Source organism: Curtobacterium guangdongense (assembly GCF_049341845.1).
In the GTDB taxonomy this organism is placed as follows: domain Bacteria; phylum Actinomycetota; class Actinomycetes; order Actinomycetales; family Microbacteriaceae; genus Curtobacterium; species Curtobacterium guangdongense.
In genome coordinates this window covers 332,792-359,107 of sequence record NZ_JBMPIT010000001.1, presented here as the reverse complement: position 1 = coordinate 359,107, position 26,316 = coordinate 332,792, and the positions used below count along the sequence as shown (strand labels likewise).

Here is a 26,316-nt window from a genome sequence, read left to right as displayed (position 1 = left end):
CTCCACAGAGCAGGCGTGTGACCACGGTGTTACAGATCCCGGCAGGGTCTTGCGATTGTTGAACAATCACGTCCAGACTGTCCCGCATGTTCGTCCTCATCGGCGTCGCCGTCGTCATCGTCGGGTTCGCGTTGCGTGTCAACGCGCTGCTCGTGGTGACCGTCGCGGGCATCGTCACCGCGGCCATCGGCGGGATCGGTCCCGTCGGCATCCTCGACGCGTTCGGCAACGGGTTCGCCTCCAGCCGGTCCGTCACCACCTTCGCGTTGGTCCTGCCGGTGATCGGCCTGATCGAGCGCTACGGCCTGCAGGACCAGGCGAAGCGCCTCATCGCGAAGCTCGACAAGCTCACGACGGGCAGGATCCTGGCCGGGTACCTGGCGGTCCGGCAGATCACCGCGGCCGTCGGCCTGACCAGCATCGGCGGTCCTGCGCAGACCGTCCGTCCGCTCGTGCACCCGATGGCAGAAGGCGCGGCGACGAAGAAGTACGGCCGGATCGACGAGCGGATGCGCGAGAAGATCAAGGGCTACTCGGCGTCGTCGGACACCGTCGGGGTGTTCTTCGGCGAGGACGTCTTCGTCGCGGTCGGCTCCATCCTGCTCATCACGACCTTCGTCGACGCGACGTACGGGCTCTCACTGGAGCCGATCGATCTGGCACTGTGGGCGATCCCGACGGGCATCGCCGCGCTCCTGGTGCACGGCACACGGCTGCTGCTGTTCGACCGAAAGCTCGACCGGATGGCCGCGGACATGCGCAATTCGGAGGCGGCGACGACCATCGGAGCGAACGCGTGATCACCAGCGAATGGCTCTACTGGCTCATCGGGGCGTTCTTCATCGCCGTCGCGGTGCTGATCGTGACGGACACCACGCACGCCAAGCGGCTCGGCAACGCCGGCTTCTGGGGGATCCTCGGCCTGTCGTTCTTCTACGGCACGTTCGTCGCGGCGAAGACGGCGCCGGCGTGGGTGCTGGGGATCGCCGTCCTCGTGATGGTCGCGCTCGCCGGGCTCGGCTTCACCGGGACGACGGCGCGGGGTGGCCGGCCGAGCCGCACCCGGGTGGCGACCGTTCCCGGAGCGGGCGCGGGGGCGGAGACGGGACCCGCGGAGCCCACCGGCGTGACGGTTCGCCCGAGCCGTGCGACAGGCGTGCTCGCGACGACCAGCCCCGCGGAACGCGCGACCCTCGCCGCGCGCTACGGCAACCGGCTCTTCGTGCCGGCGCTCGTCGTACCGGTCGTGGCGGTGCTCGTCGCGACGCTCGGCCCCCTCGTGTCGATCGGCGGCGAGCCGCTCCTCGCCGAGGGCAGTGCGACCCTGACCGGACTCGGCATTGGGTCGGTGCTCGCGGTCGTCGTCGCGGTGTTCATCCTGCGCCCACCGAAGGTCGCGACGCCGTTGCGCGAGGGCGGCCGTCTGCTGCAGGCCATCGGCTGGGCAGCGCTGCTGCCGCAGATGCTCTCCACGCTCGGCATCGTCTTCACCCAGGCCGGGGTCGGCGACGCCGTCGGGACGATCATCAAGACGATCCTGCCCGGTGGCTCACTGATCGCCGCGGTGGTGGTCTACTGCCTCGGCATGGCGCTGTTCACGATCATCATGGGCAACGCGTTCGCCGCGTTCCCGATCATGACCGCCGCGATCGGCTGGCCGGTGCTCGTCCAGGGCTTCGACGGCAACCCGGCCGCGATCTTCGCGATCGGCATGCTCGCCGGCTTCTGCGGCACCCTCGTCACCCCGATGGCCGCGAACTTCAACCTCGTCCCCGCTGCCCTGCTCGAGATGCGGGACAAGTACGGGCCGATCAAGGCGCAGATCCCGACCGCCGCCATCCTGCTCGTCGTCAACATCGGAGTCATGTACCTTGTCGCATTCTGATCTCGCCCGCGCCGCCTGGGCCGACCGCTTCGCGGCCGTCGCCGTGGAGAACACCACCCGCGAGTACCCCTACGCGGCGCACCACACGACGTCCGGTCCGGACGACCGGGCGCTGCCCGTCGAGCTGCACCCCGCGTTCGCCACCTCGTACGACTGGCACTCCTCGGTGCACATGCACTGGCTCGCCACGCGCCTGGTCGCATTCGGCCTGCCGGCCGGACTGGAGGCACGGGTCACCTCCGTCCTGCAGGCCCACCTCAGCGCGGATCACCTCGCGACCGAAGCGGCCTACCTCCGCGGGACGCCGCACTACGAGCGCCCGTACGGATGGGCCTGGCTGATGCGGCTCGCCGCCGAGGTCACCGCGTCCGAGGTCCCGGTGATCCGGTCCCTCGCGCCCGGGTTCGTCCCGTTGGTCGACGTCGTCGAGGAACTCGTCACGAACTGGGTCGAGGGCGCCGCCCACCCGGTGCGCCACGGCGTGCACGCGAACTCCGCGTTCGGACTGCTGCTCGTGCTCGAGGCCGCACGCTCCCTCGGACGCGACGCACTCGCGGCGACGTGCGAGCGCGCTGCTCGGGAGTGGTTCGGCGACGACGCCGGGTGGCCGTTCGCCTGGGAGCGCAGCGGGCACGACTTCCTGTCCGCGGGCCTGGCAGAGGCGGACCTCATGCGTGCGGTGCTGCCGGCGGCGGAGTTCGCGCCGTGGGCCCGCGCGTTCCTGTCCGAGGTGCAGCCGGGCGACGCGATCCTCACCCCGACGACCGTCCGCGATGAGAACGACCCGCAGCAGGTGCACCTCTTCGGGCTCGACCTGTCGCGCGCCGGTGCTGCCCGTCGCATCGTGGACGCGCTCCATGAGGGTGACCCGCTCGCCGGCACGCTCGACGAGGCCGCCGATCGGCTTCTCGCATCAGGGCTGGCCGCGAGCGTCGGCGAGGAGTACTACTCGACCCACTGGCTCGCGAGCTTCGCCTGGGACGCGATGGAAGCGCGCGAGCACGCCGCCCGCTGACGACACGGGCGGCGCGCATCCCGACGGGTCAGGAGGACGCCGGAGGAACCGCACCCGCCATCTCGACCTTGCCGGCCGCGTCGTCCCACGTGAAGGTGGCGTTCGCGGTGCCCGACGGGTTCGCGTTCGCGTCGGTCTGCTTCGCGTAGCGGTAGGTGACCGCGATCGACGTGTCGGACTTCCGGGTGACCGTCGGCTCGAACGGGTACTGCACCTTGGTGGCGGTGCCGAGGTACTTGCCGTCGTGGAACAGCAGGACGGCATTCGGGGAACTCGGCGTCCCGTCGGTCACCGAGACGACGGACCACGCGAGCGCGGCGCACGGGTCGTACCCGGAGGTGTCCGCGTGCGATGCGTCCCACGTCGCGTCCGGCAGGTTCGGGACCGGGCGGGGCAGGGTCGCGACCGCCTGCTGCACCGCAGCCGCAGCGGACTGGGTGCCGCACGTCCCCTGTGCCGTCCCCGTCGTGGACGGGGACGGGGACGCCGGGGGAGTCGCGTGCTGCGTGGCGGTCGTGGTCGTGGCGTCGGCGGTCGACGAGGCGGTCGGCGACGCCGTCGGGGTGCCGGTGCCCGAGCAGGCGGAGAGTGCCGCCAGGGTTGCGGTGGCGGCGAGGAGACTGAGACCGATCCGGTTGGTGCGCATACCTCCACGGTGCGCGTTCGACCGGCCTCGCGTTCCTCCCTTCGGCGGAATCACCACGGTTCGCGGTCAGCCCGATGGTGGAACGGGCTCGCCGGTGCTCGGCTTCGTGAACCCCGTCGCGAACGCGAACACAACCGCCTGCACGCGGGTCTTCGTGCCCGTCTTCGCGAAGACGCTCGAGATGTGGCTCTTCACAGTCGCGGTGCTGAGGAACATCTCGCTGGCGATCTCCCCGTTGCTCAGGCCCCGGGCGACGGCGCTGAGGACGTCGCGCTCGCGGTCACTGAGCGACGCCAGGGCCGCTTGCTGGACCGCGTCGGCTCGTCGAGCCGGAGCGGGGGCGATCGACTGGTCGATCAGCGCACGCGTCATGGCAGGGTCGATGAGGGAGTCGCCGCGGGCGGCGGCGCGGACGGCGGCCCCGATGAGGTCCGGTCCGGAGTCCTTCAGCAGGAACCCGGACGCTCCGGCTGCGATGCCGTCGAACAGGTACTGGTCGTCGTCGAAGGTCGTGATGAGGACGACCGCGCAGGCCTGTGCGCCGAGGATCTGCCGTGTCGCACCGATGCCGTCGAGGCCGGGCATCCTGATGTCCATCACGATGACGTCCGGTTCGGTCGCGCGAGCCGTCCGCACCGCGCTCTCGCCGTCGTGCGCCTGGCCGACGACGTCGATGTCGTCCTCGGCGTCGAGCATCGTCGCGAGGCCTGCCCGTGCGATCGCCTGGTCGTCCACGACGAGTACCCGCAGCGTCATCTGGTCGTCTCCTTCTTCGAGGGGGTGAGCATGGGGATCGTGGCGGACACCGACCACCCGGAACCGTCCTCGGTCGGGCCGGCGACCAAGGTGCCGCCGAAGGTGCCGACGCGTTCCCGCATCGATGGGATCCCCGAGCCACCGCGGGGCACGGTCGGGAACCGCTCCTGCTTCGGACCCGGGTCGGTCACGTCGACGGTCCACGACCACTGCTGCTCCTGCACCGTGATGCAGATCGTCCGCGCGGACGAGTGCAGCATGACGTTGGTCAGACTCTCCTGGACGATGCCGAGGACGGCGGTGCGTTCGCGTTCGGGGACCTCTCCGCGGACGGTCACGGTGCTGTCCACGTCGTACCCGATGGCGCGGATGCGCTCGGCGAGGGCGAGGAGCTCGTCGGCGAGGCTGCCGAGGACCGGTGCCGTCTCCGGGGGTACCCGCAGGACCCGGACGACCGAGCGGATGCGGGCGAGGACGTCCTGACCCCCCTCGGCGACGACCCGCATGGCGTCGACGAGCTGCCCGGGGTCGCGGTCGGCGATCCGCAGGGAGGACTGGGCGTGGATGACGAGTGCCGCGACGTGGTGCGCCACCTCGTCGTGCACCTCCCGGGCGACGCGGGTGCGTTCGCGTTCGGCGGCGTGCGCGATCGTGGCGGCCTGCAGCCGCGTCAGCTCGCGGTTCTGCTCGGCGAGCTGCGCGGTGACCCGCCGCTGCCTTCGGAGCATCACGGCGACCAGCACCACGAGTGCGCAGCCGATCAGTTCGCCCAGCAGCACCGACCGGTCCGTCCCGGAGTCGATGAGGGCGGCTTCGGACCACGGACGGCGTTCTGCGACCAGCTGCACGACGTCCTTCCACGGGACGATCGTCAGGACCGACAGCGTGCCGAACGTGGCAGCGGGCGCGAACACCGGGCCACCGTTCGAGATCATCAGGAACGTGACGAGCGCGAGCGGGACGAGCGCCTCCGGCGGGCGGACGTACAACCCGTACATCTCCTCGGGCAGCGGAGCGAGGCAGACGTACGCCGTGAACGCCGTGAGGTTCATCAACGTCTCCAACGGCCACCGCACACAGGTCGCGGCGGCGACGGCGGCGGCGACCCCGAAGAACACGTACCCGGGGAGCCCCTGCGGGTACCAGGCCATGTGCAGCGCCACGGCGAGACCGACGAAGTACGCAGCAGCGCCCGCCGCGATGACGACCAACCGTCGCCGCGAGGGCCCTCGGAGCCAGGCCATCGGTTCGCGTCGCCGTTGCACGGGTCTCACGCTAGTGCCGGGTGCGAGCGTCCCCGCAGTCGGGAGTGCGCGTTGGCGAGGAGGTGGTGCAGCGCCTCGTCGGACGGGACGCCGGAGGGTGGCTCCGGGATCGGGGTCGGATCGAGACACCGTTCGAGGAGGGACGCCACGACGGCCGCTCGTCGCGTGATGTCCGCCCCGTCCAGCATGCCGGGCAGGATCCGGATCTCGATGGTGTCACGGGGCGGGGGGTCGGTCAGGAGCGCGGTGAGGTTGACGTCGAGGTACTTCGTGAGTCCGAGCTCCCGGACCGCTTCCTGCAGACGCGGCCACTCCGCGCCGGACCGCGACTCGGTGTCGACCACCGTCGTGAGGGCTTCGGGGAGCGCGCCGGTCCGGACACAGTGCGGGTTCGTCCCGAGGACGGCGTGCAGCCCGCTGCGGTACGCGGTGAACAACCGGACGACGTTCGCGAACGCCGGGACGCTCCGGAACGGACCGGCATCGAGGTGCAGGTGCACGGCAGCTTCGACCGGCACCAGGAAGCCGAGCGCCCGCGCCGGCCCGAGCAGTGCCTCGAGCGCCTCGGTGTGCCCGGAACGGATCGGCGGCGTCACGATCTCGCACGGTCGTTCGCGCCCCGGTGCGAGGGCGGCCGCCATGGCGATGCTCGCCCCGGTGCGGTCGCGGACCCGTCGAACGGCGCCGATCGTCTCGACCTCGACGTCGAACACGTTCGCGATGCCGTCCAACGCGTGCCGGAACGAGGTCTGCTCGCCGGTGGTGTCCCCGGCGAGCCGGAGGAGTCGGAGGTCGTCGGACAGGATCCGGAAGGCGTCGGGGTCCGTGTCCGGTCGGCAGAGCCGACACCCTCGGTGGTCGGGGCCCCCGCACCGCGCGGCGAGCTGGTCGCGTCGGATGTCCTCGACGATGGTGATGTCGTCGACCAGGGTGGCCAGCTCGTTGCCCGCGGCGTCGTCGATCCGGTACCCGGGGGTCAGGTGCCAGAACTGGCCCATTCCCGGCACGAGCGACGGCTCCGAGTCGACGTGGAGCACCCGGTGGACGCTGCCGCCGTGCTCGAGGGCGATCCGCTCGGCCAACGCGCGGCGACTGCTGCCGGCGGGGGCGAGCAGCTCGACCTCGAAACCGACCCGCGCGGTGAGGGGCTCCGTGGTCGGCACGATCAGAGCGGCAGCGTGGCGCCGGCGAGGAGCGCCTTCCCCGCCGTGACCTCGGCGCTGTAGGTCGAAGGACTCTGCCAGAGGGCCGCCAAACGGGCGCCGTCGCCGTCGTCGTACCCGCTCGCGGTGAACGCCCGCGCGTACTCGGCATCGGTGTACGTCGTCGGCGGTGCCGGCATGGGTCGGTGGGCGATCACCCCAGCTCCGAGCTTCGTCTTCACGGTGTCGACGTCGGGCACGCCCCAGGCGACGGCGAGCCCCAGAGCCTGCTGGAAGTCCCCGTACCCGAGGAAGAAGGCGTTGCGCTGCTGCTCCTGCGTGAACGGGTAGCTGGCGGCGGCCCCGGCGGCGAACGGCAGCGCGGTCCCGGCTCGCAGATCGGCGCCCGCTCGACCCTTCGCCGTCGTGACGTCGGTGTTCCACGCCGCGGCCAGTGCGACCGCGTCGTCCGCGTACGGCGATGCCTGGAACCGCGCGATGTCCGCATCGCCGTACTGCACCTTCGGCACGGGCGTCGGCTGGGCGGTCGGAGTCGAGCCGTGCGCCGAGGTGCGTTCCGGTGCGGCGAGTGCGCCGACGGAACCGAGACCGACGAGCGATCCGGCCACGGCGCAGGCGACCGCCGCGGTGGCGGCAGAGCGACGGAACGCGGCTCCGGTGGTCCGGGGGTCGGTCTCGCGGTTCGACATGCAACGCTCCTCGTCCGCTCGACGGCTCGTCCGCCAGCGACACGTCGACACTACGAGCGCCGTCGCGGGCCGGCAACGCGGACGGACCGATTCAGACCATCGGTGCCCGATCGTCGACCAAAGGATGATCCGGTGTCCACCAGCGCTGGTCGAGACTGACGACATGCACGATGAGGGGTTCGCGACGGGGACGATCCGGTGACGCGCGGTGGGGTACCCGCTGCTCGACACGGTCGGCAGCGTCAACACGGCACGCTCGGTCCGATGGTCAAGGCCGTCGCCGCGGTCGCCGCGATCGGGTTGGTGAGCGTCGGTTCCGTCGCCGCGATCGCGTCGTGGCAGGTGGTGCGTGATGCGAAGCCGACGGTCTCGCTCGCGATGCCGGGCAGTCACACGAGCGCCGCACCGCAGCTGACGGCCGCGACCGGCGAGGTGAACATGCTGCTCGTCGCGACGGACACCCGCGAGGGGCAGGGTGCCGGCTTCGACGACGCGGCGAACCTCCGTGCGAGCTCCGGCGTCGGGCACAACGACTCGAACCTGCTGGTGCACATCTCCGCGGACCACACCAACATGGCGGTCGTCAGCTTCCCGCGCGACCTCGTCGTCCCCATCCCCGCGTGCGAGAACGACCAGGGCACGGTCGTGCCCGCGGTGCCGGCAGCGATGCTCAACACCGCGCTCGGCCGAGGGGGCGAGCAACACGGGCTCGCCTGTGTCGCGAAGACGATCGACCAACTCACCGGACTCCAGATCGGCTACGCCGGCATGATCACCTTCGACGGCGTCGTGGCGATGGCGGACGCCGTCGGTGGGGTTGAGGTGTGCCTCGCGACCCCGATCCACGACACCGACGTCACCCCGGCGCTCGACCTGCAGGCGGGCGACCGGAAGCTGTCCGGAGCGGAGGCGGCCGCGTTCCTCCGGTCTCGGTACGGCGTCGGGGACTCCAGCGACCTCGCCCGGATCAGCAACCAGCAGACCTTCATGGCGGCGCTCGCGCGGCAGACGGTGTCCGCCCGCACGCTCACCGACCCGGGGAAGGTGCTGCGGCTGGCCACGACGGCGTCGAAGCACATGACCCTCTCGGACACGCTCGCGGACCCGACCACCCTCGCTCGGCTGGCGCTCGCGGTGAACTCCGTCGGGCTGGCGAACATGACCTTCGTCCAGTACCCGGTCGTCGACGATCCCTCCGACCCGGCGCGCGTCCTGGTCGCGCAAGGTGCCGCGAGCGCCCTGGACTCGGTGTTGCAGCACGATCAGCCCGTGGTGCTCGGGGCCGACAGTCTCGGTCGGTCCGCGGTCCGAGACCCGTCGGCAACGGAGCCGCCGGCAACGGATCCGCCGCCGGCGACGCCGCCGCCGTCAGGGGCAGCAGCACCAGGGGCATCGGCACCGCCCACGTCGGCTCCGCCCACGTCGTCACCGCTCCCCGCCGACGTCTCCGGTCAGAGCGCGGCCACCGTCACCTGTGCGGCGAAGCGCTGACGCGAGTCGGTAGCGTGGTGGCCATGGCCGCATTCACGCCCCCGCCCGCCGACGCCGTCCGGGCACGACTCCTGCTCGCCGGGCGCGACGAGTTCGCGGCCGTCGGGCTCGCGGCGTCCCGGATCGAGCGCATCTCGGCGGCGTCGTCGAGCAACAAGGCGCAGGTCTTCCACTACTTCGGGAGCAAGGAAGGGCTGTTCGACGCGGTCGTCGCGCAATCCGTCGCGGAGACGCTCGAGGACGTGCCGCTCGACACCGACGACCTGCCCGAGTACGCCGGGCGACTGCACGACAGCTACGTCCGTCGACCCTGGGCACTCCGTCTGGCGACCTGGTACCGCCTGGAACGCCAGGACGCCAGCCCCGTCGAGGACGTCGTCTTCGCCAACGAAGCCGTCGTGTCGGCGATCGAGCACGCGCAGCGCGCCGGCGTCGTCCCGCGGAGCTACCGGCCGGCCGTCCTCCTCGCACTCGTCCTCACCACGGCGGCGATGTGGAGCACGACCCCGGCAGGGTTCGAGCCACTCGTCCGAGCGGTCACCCCGGCACGGCGGCGGCAGATCGTCGTCGACGCCGTGGCCGCGCTCATCCGCTGACGCGGAAGCGGACCGTGTCGCCCGGGCGGAGCTGCGATGCACGGCCGACGGACCCCGGCGTGAGGACCGCGACGACCGGGTAGCCGCCGGTCACCGGGTGGTCGGCGAGGAACAGCACGGGGAAGCCCGCCGGTGGGACCTGCAGCGAGCCGGTCTCGACGCCCTCGCTCGGGAGCTCGTGCGTGACCGCCCGGACCAGCGGTTCGGCCGCGGTCGTCCGGACCCCGACACGGTCGCTGTCCTGCGTGACGTGGTGGTCCTGCCCGGTGAGCGTCGTCCGCCACTCGGGCGTGAACCAGTCGTCGCGGGGACCCGGCACGACGTCGAGCACGACGGGCTCCCACGGCCAGGGCCCGAGCGGCGGGGCGACGGCGTCGACGACGGGCCACGCGTCGGCTGCGTCGCCGATGCCGAGCACGTCGCCGACGACGGCGGGTGCCGGACCGAGCTGCGCGAGCGAATCCCACGACCGGCTCCCGAGGACCGGCGCGACCGCGAACCCGCCACGGACCGCGACGTAGGTGCGCAACCCGGTGTCCGGCACGCCGATGTCGAGCGTGTCGCCGGGGGCGAGCGTGACGACCTCGTACGCGGCCGCGCCGCGGAGCGTGTCGTCCGCCCGCGTGACGTGGACCGCGGGAGCTGCCCCGGTGACGGCGGCGACCACGTGTGAATCGGCGCGGAGCGTGACGGAGCCGAGCAGGGCCTCCAGGACGGCCGCGTCCGGACGGTTGCCGACCATGCGGTTGGCCAGTGCTGCGGACCCGCGATCGGCGGCGCCGGCTGCGCCGAGGCCCATGTCGCTGAGGCCGGGGCGGCCGAGGTCCTGGGTCGTGACGCCGAAGCCGACGCGCAGGACGGTGAACGTGCTCACGAGTCGGCCCTCACGAAGCGGACCCGTGTGCCGGCGGGGGCGAGCGCCGCTGGGTCGCGGTCGACCGACCACATCGGGACGTCGGTGCGGCCGATGAGCTGCCAGCCGCCGGGCGAGACCCGCGGGTAGACCGCGCTGAACTCGCCCGCGAGGGCGACGGCCCCGCTCGGGACGGCGGTGCGCGCGGTGTCGCGACGGGGGAGGTCCAACGAGGGCGACGTGCCGGTGAGGTAGCTGAACCCCGGGGCGAAGCCGCAGAACGCGCTCGTCCAGACCTGACCCGTGTGCCACGCGACGAGCTCGTCGCGGGTCAGGCCGGTGACGGCGCAGACGGCCTCGAGGTCGTCGCCGTCGTAGGTGACGGGGATGACGAGCGGGTCGGTGTCATGAGCTCGCTCGCTGTCCGCGGGCACGACGCGTGCGAGGTCGGCGCGGAGTCGTCCGGCGTCCGTCCGAGCTGGATCGAACCGGACGAGGAGCGTCCGCGCCCCGGACACGACCTCGGTCACGCCGGGCAGCACCGCCGCGGTGATCCCCTCGCGGAACGCCACGACCTCGGCCAGGGACCCGAACGTGACGAGCAGGGCGGTGCCGCCAGCTGGCCGAACGTCGGGTGTCACGGCGTCGGGTGTCACGGCGTCGGGTGTCACGGCGCCGGGGCGAACGGCGCGATCGTGATGCCCTGCTCGGTGAGCAGGGCCCGGATCGCGCGGGCCATCGCGACGGCGTCCGGAGAGTCGCCGTGCACGCAGACCGAGTCGGCGCGCACCGGGACGTCCGTGCCGTCGACGGCGGTGGCGATGCCCTCGGTGACCATCCGGAGCACGCGGGCCGCCACGACGTCCGGGACGTGCAGCACCGCGCCTGCTCTGCTCCTCGACACAAGCGACCCGTCGGGTTCGTACGCGCGGTCCGCGAAGGCCTCGGTGACCGTCCGCAGCCCGTGGCGTTCGGCGGCACGGAGGAGTTCGGACCCCGGCAAGGCGAGCACGGCCAGGGACGGGTCGACGTCGGCGACCGCCCGGGTCACCGCGTCGGCCTGGACCGGGTCCGCGCACGCGGAGTTGTACAGCGCGCCGTGCGGCTTCACGTAGGTCACGGTCGTGCCGGCGACCCGTGCGGTGGCCGCCATCGCGCCGAGCTGGTGGACGACGTCGGCGTGGAGTTCGTCCGGCGTGACCTGGACCGGTCGGCGACCGAAGCCCGCGAGGTCGCGGTAGGCCACGTGCGCCCCGACCGCGACCCCGCGCGATGCCGCAGCGCGGGTCGTGGCGAGCATGATCGTCGGATCGCCGGCGTGGAAGCCGCAGGCGATGTTCGCGCTCGAGACGACGTCGAGCATCGCGGTGTCGTCGCCCATCGACCAGGCGCCGAAGCCCTCGCCGAGGTCGCTGTTCAGGTCGATCGTCGTCACGCGCGCTCCCTGTCGCCGAAGTTGTTCAACAATCTAGCGGCGACGCGAAGCGACCGCACTAGTTGACGTGTGTCAACGATGTGAGATGATTGACACTGGTCAACCATTCGGATGCAGCGTGGCATCGAAGTCTCGTCGAGGGAGCCCGATGTCGCACACACCACCACCAGCAGCCGCGCTGGACGAGTCGTCCGCAGCGCCCGCGATGTCGCACCGGCAGGTGCTCGAGGCGCTGTCCGGTCTGCTGCTCGGCATGTTCGTCGCGATCCTCGCGTCCACGGTCGTCAGCACGTCGCTCCCGCGCATCATCGGCGACCTCGGCGGTGGGGAGAGCGCCTACACCTGGGTCGTGACGTCGACGCTGCTCGCGACGACCGTGTCGACCCCGGTCTGGGGCAAGCTCGCCGACCTGTTCAACCGCAAGCTGCTCATCCAGCTCTCGCTCGTGGTCTTCGTCCTCGGCTCCGCGCTCGCCGGCTTCTCGGAGAACCCGGGCACCCTGATCACCTTCCGCGTCGTGCAGGGCCTCGGTGCCGGCGGTCTGACCGCGCTGAGCCAGATCATCCTCGCCGACATCATCAGCCCCCGTGAGCGCGGGCGCTACGGCGGCTACTTCGGCGCCGTCATGGCGGTCGGCACCGTCGGCGGCCCGCTGTTCGGCGGCCTGCTGACGGACAGCCTCGGATGGCGCTGGAACTTCTTCGTCGGCGTCCCGTTCGCGATCGCCGCGATCATCCTGCTCCAGCTCACCCTGAAGCTGCGTGCCCTGCCGAAGCGCAAGGTCTCGATCGACTACCTCGGCATCGCGTTCATCGCGGGCGGTGTCTCGCTGCTGCTGATCTGGGTCACGCTGGCCGGCAAGAACTTCGACTGGGTGTCGCCCACGTCCTTCGTCATGGTGATCGGCGCGGTCGTCCTGCTCGTCGCCACGGTGTTCATCGAGCTGCGCGCCACGGAGCCGGTCATCCCGATGACCCTCTTCCGGAACCGCACGTTCACGATGGCCGTGATCGGCTCGATCGCCGTCGGCATCGCCATGTTCGGCGCGACGGTCTACCTGGCGCAGTACATGCAGCTGGCCCGCGGGGCGACCCCGACGCAGTCCGGCCTGCTCACCATCCCGATGATCGGCGGTCTGCTCATCGCCTCGACCGTCGGCGGCATGCTCGTCACGAAGACGGGCAAGTGGAAGCCGATCATGACGATCGGGTCGATCGCACTCGTGGTCGGTCTCGCGCTGATGGGCACGATCCAGTACGACACCCCGTACGTCGTCGTCGCGGTCTACATGTTCGTCATGGGCGCCGGTGTCGGATCGGTCATGCAGAACCTCGTCCTCGTCGTACAGAACACCACCGAGCCGAAGAACATCGGCGCTGCGTCCGCGGGAGTCGCGTTCTTCCGGTCCCTCGGTGGCGCGCTCGGCGTCTCGGTCCTCGGGACCGTCCTCGGCACCCGGGTCTCGGACCTGATCGGTGACAAGCAGGCGGAGCTCGGCAAGGCGATCGCGGCGCTCGGCGAGAAGGGCGCAGCCGTCGCGAAGGAGCTCGCCTCCGGCAGCATCCCGGCCGTCAGCCAGCTGCCGCACGGCGTCCGCGAGATCATCGAGTCCGCCTACGGCCAGGCGGTCGCGAACATCTTCCTCATCGCCGCGCCGATCGCGATCCTCCTCGTCCTGGCGATCGTCTTCATGCCGAACAAGCCGCTCACCACGAAGACCGTCGCCGAGCGCTCCACCGACCAGGGGCCGCTCGCGGGATCCGCCGAGGACTTCGCCGGCGTCGGGACCGTCACGGGGTCGAACCCGGTGATCGAGACCAGTGGTTCGCAGGACGGTGGCAGGGCACATGGCCGACACTCATGAGGTGACCACGCCCACGACGCCCGGGGTCCCCGACGGGATCGCGACCCGCATCGACACGCTCGAGCGCCAGTTCGCCGCCCTCTACAACGCGTACCGCCAGCAGATGCGACAGCGCTCCGACGACATCGATCCTGCCTTGCAGCCGTCCGGGTACCGGACGCTGGTGGAGCTCGTCGTCGGTGGTCCGACGGGTGCGCGCGACCTCGCCGAGGCCCTCGGGTTCGACAAGAGCGTGCTCAGTCGGCAGCTCCACCAGCTCGAGGAGCTCGGGCTCGTGTCGCGGTCGACCGACCCGACGGATCGGCGGGCGATCATCGTCGCGGCCACCGCGGACGCGATCGAGCGGATGGAACGCACGCGGAGCACGGCTCGGGACGAGTTCCGGGGCGCGCTCTCGCGGTGGTCCGAGCACGACCTCGACGAGCTCGCCCGGTTGCTCCGGCAGCTCTGATCGTCCCGTAGTCTTCGGCGGTGGATGCAGTGCTGCCCTCGGGGACGACCAGACGTCGCGTCGAGCTCCGGATCGTGAAGCCCGCGTTCGCGTGGTTCGCCCGGCCGACCGTGACGATCGACGGCGTCGGGCACCCGGCGCAGTGGGGGACCGGCACGTGGGCGGTCCCCGACGAGGGCACGACGGTCCTCGGTGTCTACCTGTTCAACCGGGCGTGGCGGTTCGGTGCTGCATCGGTGACCGTCGCCGCGTCCGACGGCGTCCTGGAGTACCGCGGCGGGCTGCTCCCCGTCGGGCCCGGCCGTCTCCGCGCCGTCTGACACGTCGCCGACCGGTCGCGGTGCCGGGACGCTGCGGCACCGGCCATCCGCGGCTCCCGGGTCACTGCCCGTCGGCGTGCAGCGCCGCCGTCAGCTTGTCGAGCGCGGCGGCGGCCTGTGCGAGGACCGCTCGCTCGGACGGTGTCAGCACACGCTCGGCGGCCGCCAGGATCCGCGTCGACCGGCGGACGCGCGAGGACGCGATCGCCTCCCGACCGGTGTCGGTCAACGCGACGAGCACGCCCCTGGCGTCGGTCGGGTCCGGGGTCCGTGCCACGAGCCCCTGGTCCTCGAGATCCGCCACCGTCACCCGCATGGTCTGGTGGCGCACCCGTCGCAGCCGTGCGAGCGCCGCGATGCTGTACGCGCCGTCCCGGGCGAGGAACCCGAGCACCTCGAACTGCCCCTCCGGAGTGGTCTCCGTCCGGCGGATCGCGCGCACGCTCTCACCGATCGCCCGTCGGAGTTCGTTCGCGTCGTCGAGCGTGAACGTCTGCTCATCGATGGCCATGGGAAAACTGTACAGGCAGCCTGTACAGTTACGGACATGGAACTCACGAAGTACACCCACGCCACCGTCGTGCTCACCAAGGGCGAGCACACCCTCGTGATCGATCCGGGCGCCTACACGCCGAACTCCGCGGAGCTCGTCGCCGCCACCACCGCGGTGCTCGTCACCCATGACCACCCCGACCACTTCGACGCCGGGGGCCTGGGTGCGGCGCTCGACGCGCAGCCCGACCTGCGCGTCTGGGCTCCGGCGAACGTCGCGGCCGAGCTCGGCGACCGTGACGGTCGCGTCACGACGGTCACCGCGGGCGACGCGTTCGAGGCCGCTGGCTTCGCCGTGCGGGTCGTCGGTGGTGACCACGCGGTCATCCACGCGGACATCCCGCTCATGAGCAACGTCGGCTACGTCGTCGACGGCAACGTCTACCACCCGGGCGACGCGTACTTCGTGCCCGAGGAACCGGTGCAGACGCTCCTCGTCCCGACCTCCGGCCCGTGGGCGAAGCTCGGCGAGCTGGTCGACTTCGTGCGCGCCGTGCACCCCGCCCGTGCCGTGCAGATCCACGACCTCATGCTGAGCGACGCCGGCAAGGGCTCCTTCGCGCAGTTCACGGGACAGCTGACGGGTGTCGAGCTGGTCACCGTCCCGGACGGCGACACGATCACGGTCTGACGCGGGTGCGCGCGGACGGGAGGCTCGGTGCCAGCTCGCACCGAGCCTCCTGTCCGTCTGTCCGTCAGAGCACGCGCTCGAGCAGGCGCAGGGTCCCGGCGATGTCGACGCTGCGGTCCAGCAGCCACTGGACCTGGAGGCCGTCGAACGCGGCGACGATGAGCGACGCGACCTGGTCGAGGTCGGCGTCGGAGTGTCGACCGGAGGCCTGCAGCTCGTCGCGCAACTGCCCGGCGAGGTCCGCGCGGGCGATCTCGAACCGCTCCGCGAAGAAGGCGCGGGAGGTCTCGTTGCCCGGTTCCACCGACGTCGCGAGGAGCGTCGTGTACATCGTCACGAGCCCGGGCACGCTGACGTTGTGGTCGGCTGCCTCGGCCATCCGGTTCAGGACGCCGTCGACACCCTCGAGACGACGGGTCGAATCCGCGTCTCGCTCCCGCAGGACCTCGAGGAGGAGCGCCTCACGCGAGTCGAAGTAGTGCCGCAGCGCCGCGTGCGAGACCCCGATGGCCTCGCCGATCGCCCGGAAGGAGGTGCCGTCGATGCCCTTCGACGCCACGACGTCGAGCGTCCGGTCGAGGATCTCCTGTCGACGCTGCACGCCCTTGGCGTAGGGGCCTCTCGTGCCGGATCCATCGTTGGAACTCACCCTCGAAGGCTACCCCGGACGGCCACGCCGTCTCGGTGACACCTGTTGCCCAAAGCAACTGCGATGAAATCGAGACGCAATACCTCCGCGCGGAGCTTTTCGGTGCTACTGTCCCTCAAAACCTAGCGCGGCTAGGAATCTAGGAGGGCATCTGCCCCTGATGACTCGAGGAGGAGTCATGTCGACACCGACGTCGAAGGAAGAACCGCAGTCCGGTCTCGCCGGTACCGCCAGCCCGCCGGTCACGGCCGCCGCAGGCGCGACGAGCACGGATCCGGCAGCGGCATCCCGTGCGTTCTCCGTCGAGGGCCTCACCCAGTCCGTCAGCACCGTGCGTGTCGGGCGGAAGTACATGTGGGCGCTCAGCCTCGCGCAGTTCGGGCTCTTCGCCGCACTGCTCACCCCGGTGTTCGTCGGCATGACCATCAAGGCGACCGAGCTGAACCCCGCGAGCCCCGAGACCATCGTCGGCTCCGTGCTGCCGTTCGGTGCCCTCGGCGCGCTCTTCGCGAACCCGCTCGTCGGCGCGTTCTCGGACCGGACCCGCACCCGCTGGGGTCGTCGGCGCCCGTGGATGGTCGGCGGCGTCCTGGTCTTCGTCGTCGCGCTCGCCTGGATCGCCTTCGCGCCGAACGTGCCGCAGCTGACGGTGGCCTGGGTCCTGGCGCAGGTCTCCGCGAACGCCGCACTGGCGGCGCTGACCGCGAGCTTCGCCGACAACGTGCCCGAGTTCCAGCGCGGCAAGGCGTCGAGCGTCATCGCCCTGGCGCAGAACCTCGCGATCCTCGCCGGTCTGTACCTCGCCGTCTACCTGGTGGGCAACCTCCCGCTGCTCTTCACCGCACCGGGCATCCTGGCGATCGCCGTGATCCTCGTCTACTCGTTCGTCGCCCGTGACGACCTGCCGACGACCACGATCAAGCCGTTCAGCTGGATCAACCTGATCTCCTCGTTCTGGACCAACCCGATCAAGCACCCCGACTTCGGACTCGCCTGGTGGGGCCGCTTCCTGATCACCTTCGGGACGTTCATGTTCACGACCTACCGACTCCTGTACATGGAGGACCGCATCGGGCTCCCGCAGGCCGAGGCGGTCGGGGTGGTCGCGTTCGGTGTGCTCCTGTACACGGTCGCGCTGCTCGTCAGTGCAGCGGTCTCCGGCTGGGTGTCCGACCGGCTCCGTCGCCGCAAGGTGTTCGTGTGGAGCTCCACCGCGCTCACCGCGGTCGGCCTCGTGATCCTCGCGCACGTCGACAGCGTCGGCGGGTTCTACTTCGCCGAGATCGTGATGGGCTTCGCCTACGGCATCTACGCCGCCATCGACACCGCGCTGGTCGTCGACGTGCTGCCCGACCCGGAGCGCCCCGGCAAGGACCTCGGCGTCATCAACATCGCCAACGCGCTGCCACAGTCGCTCGCCCCGGCGGTCGGCCTGTTCCTCCTCGGCATCGGGGGCGGGCAGAACTACACGCTCATGCTCTGGGGTGCCGGTGTCGCCGTGCTCCTCGGTGCGCTCGTCATCCTCCCGATCAAGTCGGTCCGCTAGCCGGTCCTGGCACCAACGAAAGGACTCCCCATGGCACCCGCCATCTCGCTGCAGCTCTACACGGTGAACGCCGCGCTGGAGCCGGACCTCGACGCCGGGGTCGCACGGCTCGCCGCGATCGGCTTCGACACCGTCGAGGCGTTCGCCTTCGTCGGTCGCTCCGCGGAGCTCAAGTCGGCGTTCGACGCCCACGGCATCACCGCCAAGACCGGCCACGCCTTCCTCGTCCAGCAGGAGATCCCCCTGCCGGACGGCACGACGATGACCGCACCGTCGCACGCCGACACGTTCGCCGCGGCGAAGGAGCTCGGCCTCGAGATCGTCATCGACCCGTTCGTCGGCCCCGACGAGTGGACCACCCGCGAGGGCGTCGAGCGCGTCGCCGCCCGGCTCAACGAAGCCGCCGACGAGGCCGCGACCCACGGCCTCCGCGTCGGCTACCACAACCACGACCACGAGCTCCGGCCGCAGATCGACGGCAAGCCCGCACTGCAGGTGCTCGCCGAACTCCTCGACCCGCGCGTCGTGCTCGAGCTCGACCTGTACTGGGCCTCGGCCGCCGGCGTCGACGTCGTCGCCTTCGTCCAGGAGCTCGGCGACCGCATCGTCGCCGTGCACGTCAAGGACGGCCCGATGCGTCCGGGCATCTCCACCGCCGAGATCCCGCAGGACCAGACCCCGGCCGGACAGGGTGACGTCCGCATCGCCGAGGTCCTCGCCGCTGCGCCAGCCCTCGAGTACGCCGTGATCGAGTTCGACCACTCGGAGCTGGACGTCTTCGAGGCCGTCGAGCAGTCCTACCGGTGGCTCGCCGCGACGCTCGACAAGGAAGCGGTGTCCGCATGACGCGCACGGGCAAGGTCGGCATCGGGTTCATCGGTGCAGGCATGATCAGCGAGCAGTACCTGACGAACCTCACGACGTTCCCGGACGTCGAGGTCGTGCGGATCGGCGACATCGACACCGAGCGCGCCGCGGCGTCGGCAGCGAAGTGGGGCGTCCCCGCGTCTGGTACCGGCGACGAGGTCCTCGCCGACCCCGACGTCGAGATCGTCATCAACCTGACGCTCCCCGCCACCCACGTCGAGGTCTCGACCGCGGCACTCCGCGCGGGCAAGCACGTCTGGAGCGAGAAGCCGATCGGGGTCGACCGCGAGTCCGCCGCGGGGCTCGTCGCCCTGGCGGACGAACTCGGGCTGCAGCTCGGCATCGCGCCGGACACCGTGCTCGGCCCGGGTTGGCAGACCGCCAAGCGCGCGATCGAGTCCGGTGCGATCGGCACCCCGCTGACCGCCGTGACGAGCATGCAGTGGCAGGGACCGGACGTGTTCCACCCGAACGCGTCGTTCCTCTACGCCAAGGGCGCCGGTCCGCTGTTCGACATCGGCCCGTACTACTTCACGGCGCTCGTGCACCTGCTCGGCCCGGTGGCGTCCGTCGTCGCGACCGGTTCGAGGTCACGGGAGACCCGGGACCTGGTGGTCGGGCCGAACGCCGGGCAGTCCTTCCCGGTCGAGGTCCCGACGCACGTGTCCGTGTTGACGGCCTTCGAGCAGGGCGGTCAGGCGCAGTCGCTGCTGTCCTTCGACACCCCGCTGTTCCGGCACGGCGTGTTCGAGGTGAACGGCACCGAGGGCACGATCGTGCTGCCCGACCCGAACACGTTCGGGGGCGGGCACCCGATCCGCATCGCGCGGCCGTTGACGAAGGACGCGACGTTCCCGTTCGAGCAGTCCTTCGAGACGGTCCTCGACGAGGAGCCGACGGTCGGTCGTGGTCTCGGCGTGCTCGACATGGCGCGGGCGATCCGCGGCGGTGGCTCGCACATCGCCACCGGCGAGGTCGGGTACCACGTGCTCGACACGATGGTGGCGGTGGAGGAGTCGATCGCCGCGCGGTCGTTCGTCGAGGTCGAGTCGACGGTGGAGCCGATCGCCTCGCTCCCCGAGGGCTTCGATCCGCTCGCGGCGACGCTGGAGACCGTGGCGGTCTGACCGGACTACCGGGGCCCGCCCACGGCGGTGACCCCGGTGGTCCGTCGGCCGCGTCGCCAGACGGCGGCGGTCAGCGGTGTGCCGATCCGGTAGGGGATGTGTGCGGCCGTCGGCGCGTCGACCACCTGCAGGTCGGCCGGCCCGCCGACGCGGATGCTGCCGACGGCATCGGCTCCGGTGTCGAAGCGGAGCGCTGCCGCGCCACCGAGGGTCGCCGCACCGAGCGCCTCCTCGAGCGTGAGCCGCTGCTGGAGCACCGCGGTGGCGACCTGGAACTGCATCGACGACGTGAAGGACGTGCCCGGGTTGCAGTTCGACGCGAGCGCGATCCGGGCTCCGGCGTCGACCAGTGCTCGGGCCGGCGCGAACGGCGCCCTGGTCGACAGGTCGCACGCCGGCAGCAGGGTGGCGATCGTGTCGGACCCCGCGAGCGCGTCGACGTCCGTCGCCGACAGGTGGTTGCAGTGGTCGACGCTCGCTGCGCCGAGCTCGACGGCGAGCGCGACGCCGCCGGTCTCGCCGAGCTGGTTGCCGTGCACCCGGAGTCCGAGCCCCGCTGCGCGGCCGGCGAGGAGCACCGCACGCGCCTCGTCGGGGGAGAACGCTCCCGATTCGCAGAAGACGTCGATGAACCCCACGTGCGGGCGGACGGCGTCGAGCATCGGGCCCGTGACGAGGTCGAGGTACGTCCGCCGATCGACTCCCGGTGGTACCACGTGGGCGCCGAGGAAGGTCACGACGTCCGCGACCTGCGCGGCGATCCTGGCGAGCCGGAGCTCGGTGTCGACGTCCAGGCCGTAGCCGGTCTTGGCCTCGATCGTCGTCGTGCCCTGTGCGACGGCCTCGTCGACGAGGGCCGCGGCGCTCCGGCCGAGCTCGTCGCCGGTCGCGTTCCGGGTCGCCGCGACCGTGGTCATGATCCCGCCCGCCTCGTACGGGCGCCCGGCCATCCGGTCCACGAACTCGGTCGCGCGGTCGCCGGCGAAGACGAGGTGCGTGTGCGAGTCGACCCAGCCGGGCAGGCAGGCGCGGCCACCGACGCTCGTGCGGTGGTCGGCGGGAGGAGCGCCGGCTGCCGGGCCGATCCACGCGATGCGGCCGTCCTCGACGACGACGGCGTGGTCGCGGCGGACGACGGACGCGGCGGCTGCGTCGGACGTGCCGGGGCCGTCGGCGTCCGCCGGGTCCATCGTGCGGAGTTCGCCGATGTCCGTGATGAGTTCGCTCGTCATACGCGCGGTCCCTTCGTCGGGTCGATCGGGTCGGTCGGTTCGGCAGGGTCGGCAGCGTTGGTCGGGTCGGTCGAGTCGATCACGTCGATCGCGTCGTGGAGCAGCGCCGCGGGGGAGCGGCCGTCGACGAGCACGCCGCGGTCGGCGACGACCCGGCCACCCACGACCACCCGGAGCACGTCGGACGCCGTCGCCGCGAGCAGGAGCTGCTCCGTCCGGGCGCCGACGGTGCGGACGGTCGCGGGGTCGATCTCGACGAGGTCGCACACGGCGCCGACGCGGATGCCCCCGGTGACGCCCAGGGACCGGTAGCCGGCGGTGGACCGCACGGCGTCGAGCTCCCGCGGGGAGAAGACCCCGCGCTGCCGGGCGTGGAGGCGTTCGCCCGCCTCGAGCCCGCGGACCTCGAGGAACGGGTCGACGACGGCGTTCTGGTCGGACCCGAGCGCGATGGTCGCACCGGCGTCGGCGAGCCGCCTGGCTGGGCCGACGCCGTCGCCGAGGTCCGCCTCGGTCGTGGGGCAGAGCACCGCGGATACGCCGGCGTTCCCCAGCAGGACGATCTCGTCGTCGGTCAGGTGCGTGGCGTGCACGACGCTCAGCCGAGGACCGAGCGCCCCGGCGTCCGCGAGCACCCGCGTCGGGCGGACGCCGTAGGCGGCGACGCTCTGCTCGTTCTCGGCGGGCTGCTCGGACAGGTGCACGTGGAGCGGGACGTCCTCGGGGAGCCCGCTCGCGATCACCGCGACGTCGGAGGGTGCGACGGCGCGGACGGAGTGCACCGCGGCGCCGACCGTCACGAGCGGGTCGTCGCCGACCGCGGCTCGGAGGCCGTGCCAGCGGTCGAGCCATGCCGCCGCCGACCCGTCACCGAACCGGCGTTGCTCCCCCGCGAGGGGCAGCCCCGGCGCTCCGGTGAGGTAGCAGGTGTCGAGCAGGGTCAGGCGGATGCCGACCTCGCGCGCGGCGTCGGCGAGGGCCAGCCCGACGGCGTTCTCGTCGTCGTACCGGGACCCGTCGGGGCGGTGGTGCACGTAGTGGAACTCCCCGACGGCGGTCCAGCCGGCGGCGACCATCTCCGCGAAGACGCCGACCGCGAGCTGACGGTACGTGTCCGGGTCGAGGGCTGCGGCGGTTCGGTACATCGCGGTGCGCCACTGCCAGAAGTCGCCGCCGTCCGCGTGGGTCCGGCCGCGGAGCACCCGGTGGAACGCGTGCGAGTGGGCGTTGCCGGAGCCGGCGAGGACGGTGCCGAGCCGCAGGTCCCCGACGCGGGGCGAGACGCCGACCGCCACTGCGGTGATGCGACCAGCCCCGTCGACGTTGAGGCGGACGTCGGACCGTGCGACGCCGTCGACGACCGCGGTCCCGCAGTGGACCGCGGCCGCACCGGCGGTGCTGCCGGTCACGTCGACGCCCGCATCACGGTCGTGAGCGCCTCGACCCCGGCGGCGCAGTCGTCGGCGTCCGACCACTCCTCCGGCGCGTGCGAGACGCCGGTGGGGTTCCGGACGAAGAGCATCGCGGACGGGACGTGCGCGGAGAGGACCCCGGCATCGTGGCCGGCGCCCGTGGGGAGCACGGGGACGTCCCCCGCGAGCACGCGGTCGATCGCCGCCCGCGGTCCCTCCGGGAAGTCGACGCGGCTCGACCAGGACTCCTCGGTCACCTCGAGTGTGCAGCCGTTCGCGGTGGCGGCGTCCTCGGCCGCGGCGACGATCGCCTCGACGACGGCGCGGGTCACGGTGTCCTCGCCGGCTCGGGCATCGAGCCAGAACTCGGCGGTCGACGCGATCACGTTCGTCCCGCCGGGGACCGTTCGGAGTCGTCCGACCGTCGCTCGGGCGTCCGCCGCGGCACGGGCGATCCCGGGCACGCCGGCGATGGCTGCTGCGGCCGCGACGACCGGGTCGCGCCGGTCGCTCATGAGCGTCGCGCCCGCGTGGTTGCCCTGCCCGGAGAACCGGAAGCGCCAGCGGCCGTGCCCGAGGATGCTCGACGCGAGCGCGACGGGCGACCCGAGGTCGACGAGTCCGCGTCCCTGCTCGACGTGCAGCTCGACGAACGTGCCGATGCCGGCCAGACGATCCGGATCCGGACCGACGGCGGACGGGTCGATGCCGGCGGAGGCGAGCACTGCCTCCAGGCTGGTGCCGTCCGCATCGGTCAACGCGAGCGCGCGTTCCGGGCTGATGGCACCGCTCAGCAGGCGCGACCCGAGGCAGGCGACACCGAAGCGTGCGCCCTCCTCCTCGGCGAAGACGGCGATCGCCGTCGGTCGCGACGGGCGGTGCCCCTCCTGCTGCAGACGCGCGACGGCGTCGAGCGCCGAGACGACGCCGAGCGGGCCGTCGAAGGCGCCGCCGCCGGGGACCGAGTCGAGGTGCGAGCCCGTGACGAACGCATCGGGCCCAGGTACGCCCCACCACGCCCAGGTGTTGCCGTTCCGGTCGTGCTCGACGTCGAGGCCGAGGCGCTCCGCCCGCTCGACGAACCAGTCGCGGAGGTCGCGCTCGGCGTCGTCGAGCAGGTGCCGGGAGTACCCGCCGCGGACGGTGTCCCGCCCGACCTCGGCGATCTCGGCCAACCCCGGGAGGACCGTCGCGCCCGAGTCGGTCACGCTCAGACCTCCCACATGGGGACGCGGAGGCCACGTTCGCGGGCGACCTCCTCGGCACGCTCGTAGCCGGCGTCGACGTGGCGCATCACACCGGTGCCCGGGTCGTTCACCAGCACGCGGGCGATCTTCTCCGCGGCGAGGTCGGTGCCGTCCGCGACGATCACCTGCCCGGCGTGGATGGACCGGCCGATGCCGACGCCGCCGCCGTGGTGGATGGACACCCAGGTCGCGCCGGACGCGGTGTTGAGCAGGGCGTTCAGGAGCGGCCAGTCGGCGATCGCGTCCGAGCCGTCCCGCATCGACTCGGTCTCGCGGTAGGGGGACGCGACCGATCCGGAGTCGAGGTGGTCGCGGCCGATGACGATCGGTGCGGAGATCGTGCCGTTCGCGACGAGCTCGTTGAACTTCAGGCCGGCGAGGTGCCGCTCCTGGTAGCCGAGCCAGCAGATGCGTGCGGGGAGCCCCTCGAACTGCACCTTCTCGGACGCCGAGGTGATCCAGCGACGGAGCTTCTCGTCCTCGGGGAAGAGCTCGAGGATCGCCTGGTCGGTCGCCGCGATGTCGGCGGGGTCGCCGGACAGGGCCGCCCAGCGGAACGGGCCCTTGCCCTCTGCGAAGAGCGGGCGGATGTAGGCGGGCACGAAGCCGGGGAACGCGAACGCGCGGTCGTAGCCGGCGAGCTCGGCCTCGCGCCGGATGGAGTTGCCGTAGTCGAAGACCTCGGCGCCTGCGTCCATGAACCCGACCATCGCCTCGACCTGCTTCGCCATGGACCGGCGCGAGTCGTCGATGAACGTGTCGCGGTCCTGCTCGGCGCGGTCGTGCCACGTCGGGACGTCGTAGCCCTCCGGCAGGTAGCTCAGCGGGTCGTGCGCGCTGGTCTGGTCGGTGACGACGTCGATCGCGACGCCGCGCCGGAGGAGCTCGGGGAAGACCGTGGCCGCGTTGCCGACGAGCCCGACCGAGAGCGCCCGCCGCTCCGCCTTCGCGCGGGTGACCCGCTCGATCGCGTCGTCGACGTCGTCCGTCATCTCGTCGAGGTACCGGTGCTCGACGCGGCGCTGCAGGCGGCTCGCGTCCACGTCGACGACCAGGGCGACGCCGCCGTTGAGCGTCACCGCGAGCGGCTGTGCGCCGCCCATGCCGCCGCAGCCGCCGGTGAGCGTGATCGTGCCGGCGAGGGTGCCCCCGAACCGCTTGTCGGCGACGGCGGCGAAGGTCTCGTAGGTGCCCTGCAGGATGCCCTGCGTGCCGATGTAGATCCACGATCCCGCGGTCATCTGCCCGTACATCGTCAGGCCCTCCGCCTCGAGCTTGCGGAACTCGGGCCACGTCGCCCAGTCGCCGACGAGGTTCGAGTTCGCGATGAGCACCCGCGGCGCCCACTCGTGCGTGCGGAAGATGCCGACGGGCTTGCCGGACTGCACCAGGAGCGTCTCGTCGGACTCCAGGTCGCGGAGTGCGTGCACGATCGCGTCGAACGCCTCCCAGCTGCGGGCGGCGCGGCCGGTGCCGCCGTAGACGACGAGGGCGTCCGGGCGTTCCGCGACCTCGGGGTCGAGGTTGTTCATCAGCATCCGCAGCGGTGCCTCGGTCTGCCAGCTCTTCGCGCTGAGCTCCGTGCCGCGGGCCGCACGGACGGGGCGGGCGCCGACCGTGCTCGGGGTGGGCTGTCCGGTGGGGGTCATGGTGCTCCTTCTCGGGCTGTGCGTCGTCGCGTGGGGGCCGGGGGCCGGCGGAGGTGCCTGGCGGCCGGGGCGTGTGCCGGCCGGTCCACGGCTGCCACGACCATCCGACACGAACGCCGCGCTCCGCAGGGCGCTCCACGACAGGTAGTGTCCGGGATACCGGACACGAAACACGGCGGCGACAGGAGGACCGTGCCCAAGGCCCCTGCGGCGGACTCGACGCTGCGCATCCTGACCGTGCTCGGCGCACAGCGTGGTCCGATGGCGGCGACCGTCATCGCGACGCGGCTCGGACTCCCGCGTTCCACCGTGTACCAACTGCTGGCCACGCTGGTCGACCACGGGTTCGTGATCCACCTCCCCGAGAGTCGGCGGTACGCGCTCGGCCTCGCGTCGTTCGAGCTCGGGTCCGGGTTCACGCGCCAGCAGCCGCTCTCGTTGCTCGGCGCACCGCTGCTCGCGACCCTGGTGGACCGGACCGGGGAGAGCGCCCACCTGGCGGTCATGCACGGCGCCGAGGTCGTGTACGTCGTCGAGGAGCGCGCGCGGCACCGGCCGACGCTCATCACCGAGGTCGGGGTCCGGCTGCCGGCGCACCTCACCGCGAGCGGGAAGGCGATGCTCGCCGCGCTGCCACCGGCACAGCTCCGTGCGCTGTACCCGTCCGACTCGGCGTTCGTGTCGCGGACCGGCACGGGGCCGTCCGACGGTCGCGCGCTCCGGGCCGAGCTGGCGTTGATCCGGGAGGCAGGGGTCGCCACCGAGGTCGGCGCCGTCACGCAGGGACTCGCCTCGGTCGGCGTGGCCGTGCTCGACGGGAGCGGGTGGCCGGTTGCGAGCGTGGCGTGCACGTACCGGTCCGACGACGACGGCACGCCCCCGGACGGTCTGGTGCAGGAGGTGGCGCGCGTCGCGGGGGAGCTGTCGCGGCGGATCGGCGGATCGGACGGTCCGGCACAGAAGTGAGCGATCCGA

General features: G+C 72.0%; 27 protein-coding genes. 13 read left to right on the top strand and 14 right to left on the bottom strand.

What is annotated here, in order from left to right; all coding sequences use genetic code 11:
- The first annotated feature begins 86 nt into the window (after nt 1-86).
- From ACO0E1_RS01715 to ACO0E1_RS01705, 3 genes are read left to right on the top strand one after another with little or no spacing between them, the layout of a single operon-like run.
- Nucleotides 87-800 carry a DUF969 domain-containing protein gene (locus tag ACO0E1_RS01715; RefSeq protein WP_422872590.1) on the top strand — a complete coding sequence of 238 codons (714 nt, stop codon included), beginning with the start codon at nt 87-89 and terminating at the stop codon, nt 798-800.
- Entirely contained in the window at nt 797-1,885 is a 1,089-nt protein-coding gene (locus ACO0E1_RS01710) for a DUF979 domain-containing protein (protein ID WP_422872589.1), read from the top strand. Before ACO0E1_RS01715 ends, ACO0E1_RS01710 begins: the two co-directional genes overlap by 4 nt.
- Nucleotides 1,872-2,900 (top strand): DUF2891 family protein, encoded by a 1,029-nt coding sequence (locus ACO0E1_RS01705; RefSeq protein ID WP_422872588.1) that lies wholly within the window; start codon nt 1,872-1,874, stop codon nt 2,898-2,900. Before ACO0E1_RS01710 ends, ACO0E1_RS01705 begins: the two co-directional genes overlap by 14 nt.
- A gap of 28 nt (nt 2,901-2,928) precedes the next feature.
- Here ACO0E1_RS01705 and ACO0E1_RS01700 read toward each other — a convergent pair whose 3' ends face one another.
- The 5 genes from ACO0E1_RS01700 to ACO0E1_RS01680 all read right to left on the bottom strand — a co-directional run bounded on the left by ACO0E1_RS01700 (nt 2,929) and on the right by ACO0E1_RS01680 (nt 7,419).
- Nucleotides 2,929-3,546, bottom strand: coding sequence for an LppP/LprE family lipoprotein (locus ACO0E1_RS01700; protein WP_422872587.1), 618 nt, complete (start codon nt 3,544-3,546; stop codon nt 2,929-2,931).
- A 66-nt stretch (nt 3,547-3,612) separates the two neighbouring features.
- Nucleotides 3,613-4,302, bottom strand: a complete 690-nt coding sequence (locus tag ACO0E1_RS01695) for a response regulator transcription factor (protein WP_422872586.1) — start codon at nt 4,300-4,302, stop codon at nt 3,613-3,615.
- Nucleotides 4,299-5,567 carry a sensor histidine kinase gene (locus ACO0E1_RS01690; protein ID WP_422872585.1) on the bottom strand — a complete coding sequence of 423 codons (1,269 nt, stop codon included), beginning with the start codon at nt 5,565-5,567 and terminating at the stop codon, nt 4,299-4,301. The genes ACO0E1_RS01695 and ACO0E1_RS01690 overlap by 4 nt, the downstream gene beginning before the upstream one ends.
- A 5-nt stretch (nt 5,568-5,572) precedes the next feature.
- A complete protein-coding gene (locus ACO0E1_RS01685; protein WP_422872584.1) occupies nt 5,573-6,730 on the bottom strand; it encodes an amidoligase family protein in 1,158 nt (385 codons plus the stop codon).
- 2 nt (nt 6,731-6,732) lie between these two features.
- Complete coding sequence (locus ACO0E1_RS01680; RefSeq protein WP_422872583.1) at nt 6,733-7,419, bottom strand: hypothetical protein; 687 nt, start codon at nt 7,417-7,419, stop codon at nt 6,733-6,735.
- Between the two features lie 264 nt (nt 7,420-7,683).
- Between ACO0E1_RS01680 and ACO0E1_RS01675 the strand changes: the two genes are divergently transcribed.
- Entirely contained in the window at nt 7,684-8,910 is a 1,227-nt protein-coding gene (locus tag ACO0E1_RS01675; protein ID WP_422872582.1) for an LCP family protein, read from the top strand.
- A gap of 23 nt (nt 8,911-8,933) precedes the next feature.
- Nucleotides 8,934-9,506, top strand: a complete 573-nt coding sequence (locus ACO0E1_RS01670; RefSeq protein WP_422872581.1) for a TetR/AcrR family transcriptional regulator — start codon at nt 8,934-8,936, stop codon at nt 9,504-9,506.
- On the opposite strand, the gene ACO0E1_RS01665 is transcribed toward ACO0E1_RS01670, so the two are convergent.
- From ACO0E1_RS01665 to ACO0E1_RS01655, 3 genes are read right to left on the bottom strand one after another with little or no spacing between them, the layout of a single operon-like run.
- Nucleotides 9,496-10,380 carry a 5-oxoprolinase subunit C family protein gene (locus tag ACO0E1_RS01665; RefSeq protein WP_422872580.1) on the bottom strand — a complete coding sequence of 295 codons (885 nt, stop codon included), beginning with the start codon at nt 10,378-10,380 and terminating at the stop codon, nt 9,496-9,498. The genes ACO0E1_RS01670 and ACO0E1_RS01665 overlap by 11 nt on opposite strands.
- The gene (locus ACO0E1_RS01660; protein ID WP_422872579.1) at nt 10,377-11,000 is read right to left on the bottom strand and encodes a 5-oxoprolinase subunit B family protein; all 624 of its coding nucleotides are present in this window, start codon (nt 10,998-11,000) and stop codon (nt 10,377-10,379) included. The genes ACO0E1_RS01665 and ACO0E1_RS01660 overlap by 4 nt, the downstream gene beginning before the upstream one ends.
- 26 nt (nt 11,001-11,026) lie before the next feature.
- Nucleotides 11,027-11,794: a LamB/YcsF family protein gene (locus tag ACO0E1_RS01655; protein WP_422872578.1), complete on the bottom strand. Its 768-nt coding sequence runs from the start codon at nt 11,792-11,794 to the stop codon at nt 11,027-11,029.
- 148 nt (nt 11,795-11,942) lie between these two features.
- Between ACO0E1_RS01655 and ACO0E1_RS01650 the strand changes: the two genes are divergently transcribed.
- From ACO0E1_RS01650 to ACO0E1_RS01640, 3 genes are read left to right on the top strand one after another with little or no spacing between them, the layout of a single operon-like run.
- The gene (locus tag ACO0E1_RS01650; protein ID WP_422872577.1) at nt 11,943-13,658 is read left to right on the top strand and encodes an MDR family MFS transporter; all 1,716 of its coding nucleotides are present in this window, start codon (nt 11,943-11,945) and stop codon (nt 13,656-13,658) included.
- Nucleotide 13,659: 1 nt separating this feature from the next.
- Nucleotides 13,660-14,109: a MarR family winged helix-turn-helix transcriptional regulator gene (locus tag ACO0E1_RS01645; protein WP_422872576.1), complete on the top strand. Its 450-nt coding sequence runs from the start codon at nt 13,660-13,662 to the stop codon at nt 14,107-14,109.
- 20 nt (nt 14,110-14,129) lie between these two features.
- Nucleotides 14,130-14,429: a hypothetical protein gene (locus ACO0E1_RS01640; RefSeq protein ID WP_422872575.1), complete on the top strand. Its 300-nt coding sequence runs from the start codon at nt 14,130-14,132 to the stop codon at nt 14,427-14,429.
- Nucleotides 14,430-14,490: 61 nt separating this feature from the next.
- Here the strand turns inward: ACO0E1_RS01640 and ACO0E1_RS01635 are convergent, their stop codons facing one another.
- Nucleotides 14,491-14,940 carry a MarR family winged helix-turn-helix transcriptional regulator gene (locus ACO0E1_RS01635; RefSeq protein WP_422872574.1) on the bottom strand — a complete coding sequence of 150 codons (450 nt, stop codon included), beginning with the start codon at nt 14,938-14,940 and terminating at the stop codon, nt 14,491-14,493.
- Nucleotides 14,941-14,976: 36 nt separating this feature from the next.
- On the opposite strand from ACO0E1_RS01635, the gene ACO0E1_RS01630 reads away from it, so the two are divergent.
- Nucleotides 14,977-15,612 (top strand): MBL fold metallo-hydrolase, encoded by a 636-nt coding sequence (locus ACO0E1_RS01630; protein ID WP_422872573.1) that lies wholly within the window; start codon nt 14,977-14,979, stop codon nt 15,610-15,612.
- 64 nt (nt 15,613-15,676) lie between these two features.
- Here the strand turns inward: ACO0E1_RS01630 and ACO0E1_RS01625 are convergent, their stop codons facing one another.
- Nucleotides 15,677-16,261: a TetR/AcrR family transcriptional regulator gene (locus ACO0E1_RS01625; protein WP_422872572.1), complete on the bottom strand. Its 585-nt coding sequence runs from the start codon at nt 16,259-16,261 to the stop codon at nt 15,677-15,679.
- 178 nt (nt 16,262-16,439) lie between these two features.
- On the opposite strand from ACO0E1_RS01625, the gene ACO0E1_RS01620 reads away from it, so the two are divergent.
- From ACO0E1_RS01620 to ACO0E1_RS01610, 3 genes are read left to right on the top strand one after another with little or no spacing between them, the layout of a single operon-like run.
- On the top strand, nt 16,440-17,807 hold the full coding sequence (locus tag ACO0E1_RS01620; RefSeq protein ID WP_422872571.1) for an MFS transporter: 1,368 nt from the start codon (nt 16,440-16,442) through the stop codon (nt 17,805-17,807).
- Between the two features lie 30 nt (nt 17,808-17,837).
- The gene (locus ACO0E1_RS01615; protein ID WP_422872570.1) at nt 17,838-18,653 is read left to right on the top strand and encodes a sugar phosphate isomerase/epimerase family protein; all 816 of its coding nucleotides are present in this window, start codon (nt 17,838-17,840) and stop codon (nt 18,651-18,653) included.
- Nucleotides 18,650-19,801 (top strand): Gfo/Idh/MocA family protein, encoded by a 1,152-nt coding sequence (locus ACO0E1_RS01610; protein ID WP_422872569.1) that lies wholly within the window; start codon nt 18,650-18,652, stop codon nt 19,799-19,801. Before ACO0E1_RS01615 ends, ACO0E1_RS01610 begins: the two co-directional genes overlap by 4 nt.
- A gap of 5 nt (nt 19,802-19,806) precedes the next feature.
- Here ACO0E1_RS01610 and hutI read toward each other — a convergent pair whose 3' ends face one another.
- The 4 genes from hutI to hutU are packed head-to-tail and all read right to left on the bottom strand — an operon-like array spanning nt 19,807 to nt 25,341.
- The gene (gene hutI, locus ACO0E1_RS01605) at nt 19,807-21,033 is read right to left on the bottom strand and encodes an imidazolonepropionase (protein WP_422872568.1); all 1,227 of its coding nucleotides are present in this window, start codon (nt 21,031-21,033) and stop codon (nt 19,807-19,809) included.
- Entirely contained in the window at nt 21,030-22,442 is a 1,413-nt protein-coding gene (locus ACO0E1_RS01600) for a formimidoylglutamate deiminase (protein WP_422872567.1), read from the bottom strand. The genes hutI and ACO0E1_RS01600 overlap by 4 nt, the downstream gene beginning before the upstream one ends.
- Nucleotides 22,439-23,653, bottom strand: a complete 1,215-nt coding sequence (locus ACO0E1_RS01595; RefSeq protein WP_422872566.1) for an allantoate amidohydrolase — start codon at nt 23,651-23,653, stop codon at nt 22,439-22,441. The genes ACO0E1_RS01600 and ACO0E1_RS01595 overlap by 4 nt, the downstream gene beginning before the upstream one ends.
- A 2-nt stretch (nt 23,654-23,655) precedes the next feature.
- A complete protein-coding gene (gene hutU, locus ACO0E1_RS01590; protein WP_422872565.1) occupies nt 23,656-25,341 on the bottom strand; it encodes a urocanate hydratase in 1,686 nt (561 codons plus the stop codon).
- Nucleotides 25,342-25,533: 192 nt separating this feature from the next.
- Between hutU and ACO0E1_RS01585 the strand changes: the two genes are divergently transcribed.
- Complete coding sequence (locus tag ACO0E1_RS01585) at nt 25,534-26,307, top strand: IclR family transcriptional regulator (RefSeq protein WP_422872564.1); 774 nt, start codon at nt 25,534-25,536, stop codon at nt 26,305-26,307.
- Nucleotides 26,308-26,316 lie beyond the last annotated feature (9 nt).

Excerpts from the sequence above, each read along its gene's own strand:
- ACO0E1_RS01610 (WP_422872569.1), top strand. The coding sequence starts at position 18,650 with ATGACGCGCACGGGCAAGGTCGGCATCGGGTTCATCGGTGCAGGCATG.
- ACO0E1_RS01695 (WP_422872586.1), bottom strand. The coding sequence starts at position 4,302 with ATGACGCTGCGGGTACTCGTCGTGGACGACCAGGCGATCGCACGGGCA.
- ACO0E1_RS01620 (WP_422872571.1), top strand. The coding sequence starts at position 16,440 with ATGTCGACACCGACGTCGAAGGAAGAACCGCAGTCCGGTCTCGCCGGT.
- ACO0E1_RS01675 (WP_422872582.1), top strand. The coding sequence starts at position 7,684 with ATGGTCAAGGCCGTCGCCGCGGTCGCCGCGATCGGGTTGGTGAGCGTC.
- ACO0E1_RS01615 (WP_422872570.1), top strand. The coding sequence starts at position 17,838 with ATGGCACCCGCCATCTCGCTGCAGCTCTACACGGTGAACGCCGCGCTG.
- ACO0E1_RS01670 (WP_422872581.1), top strand. The coding sequence starts at position 8,934 with ATGGCCGCATTCACGCCCCCGCCCGCCGACGCCGTCCGGGCACGACTC.
- ACO0E1_RS01680 (WP_422872583.1), bottom strand. The coding sequence starts at position 7,419 with ATGTCGAACCGCGAGACCGACCCCCGGACCACCGGAGCCGCGTTCCGT.
- hutI (WP_422872568.1), bottom strand. The coding sequence starts at position 21,033 with ATGACGAGCGAACTCATCACGGACATCGGCGAACTCCGCACGATGGAC.
- hutU (WP_422872565.1), bottom strand. The coding sequence starts at position 25,341 with ATGACCCCCACCGGACAGCCCACCCCGAGCACGGTCGGCGCCCGCCCC.
- ACO0E1_RS01715 (WP_422872590.1), top strand. The coding sequence starts at position 87 with ATGTTCGTCCTCATCGGCGTCGCCGTCGTCATCGTCGGGTTCGCGTTG.
- ACO0E1_RS01630 (WP_422872573.1), top strand. The coding sequence starts at position 14,977 with ATGGAACTCACGAAGTACACCCACGCCACCGTCGTGCTCACCAAGGGC.
- ACO0E1_RS01650 (WP_422872577.1), top strand. The coding sequence starts at position 11,943 with ATGTCGCACACACCACCACCAGCAGCCGCGCTGGACGAGTCGTCCGCA.
- ACO0E1_RS01700 (WP_422872587.1), bottom strand. The coding sequence starts at position 3,546 with ATGCGCACCAACCGGATCGGTCTCAGTCTCCTCGCCGCCACCGCAACC.
- ACO0E1_RS01635 (WP_422872574.1), bottom strand. The coding sequence starts at position 14,940 with ATGGCCATCGATGAGCAGACGTTCACGCTCGACGACGCGAACGAACTC.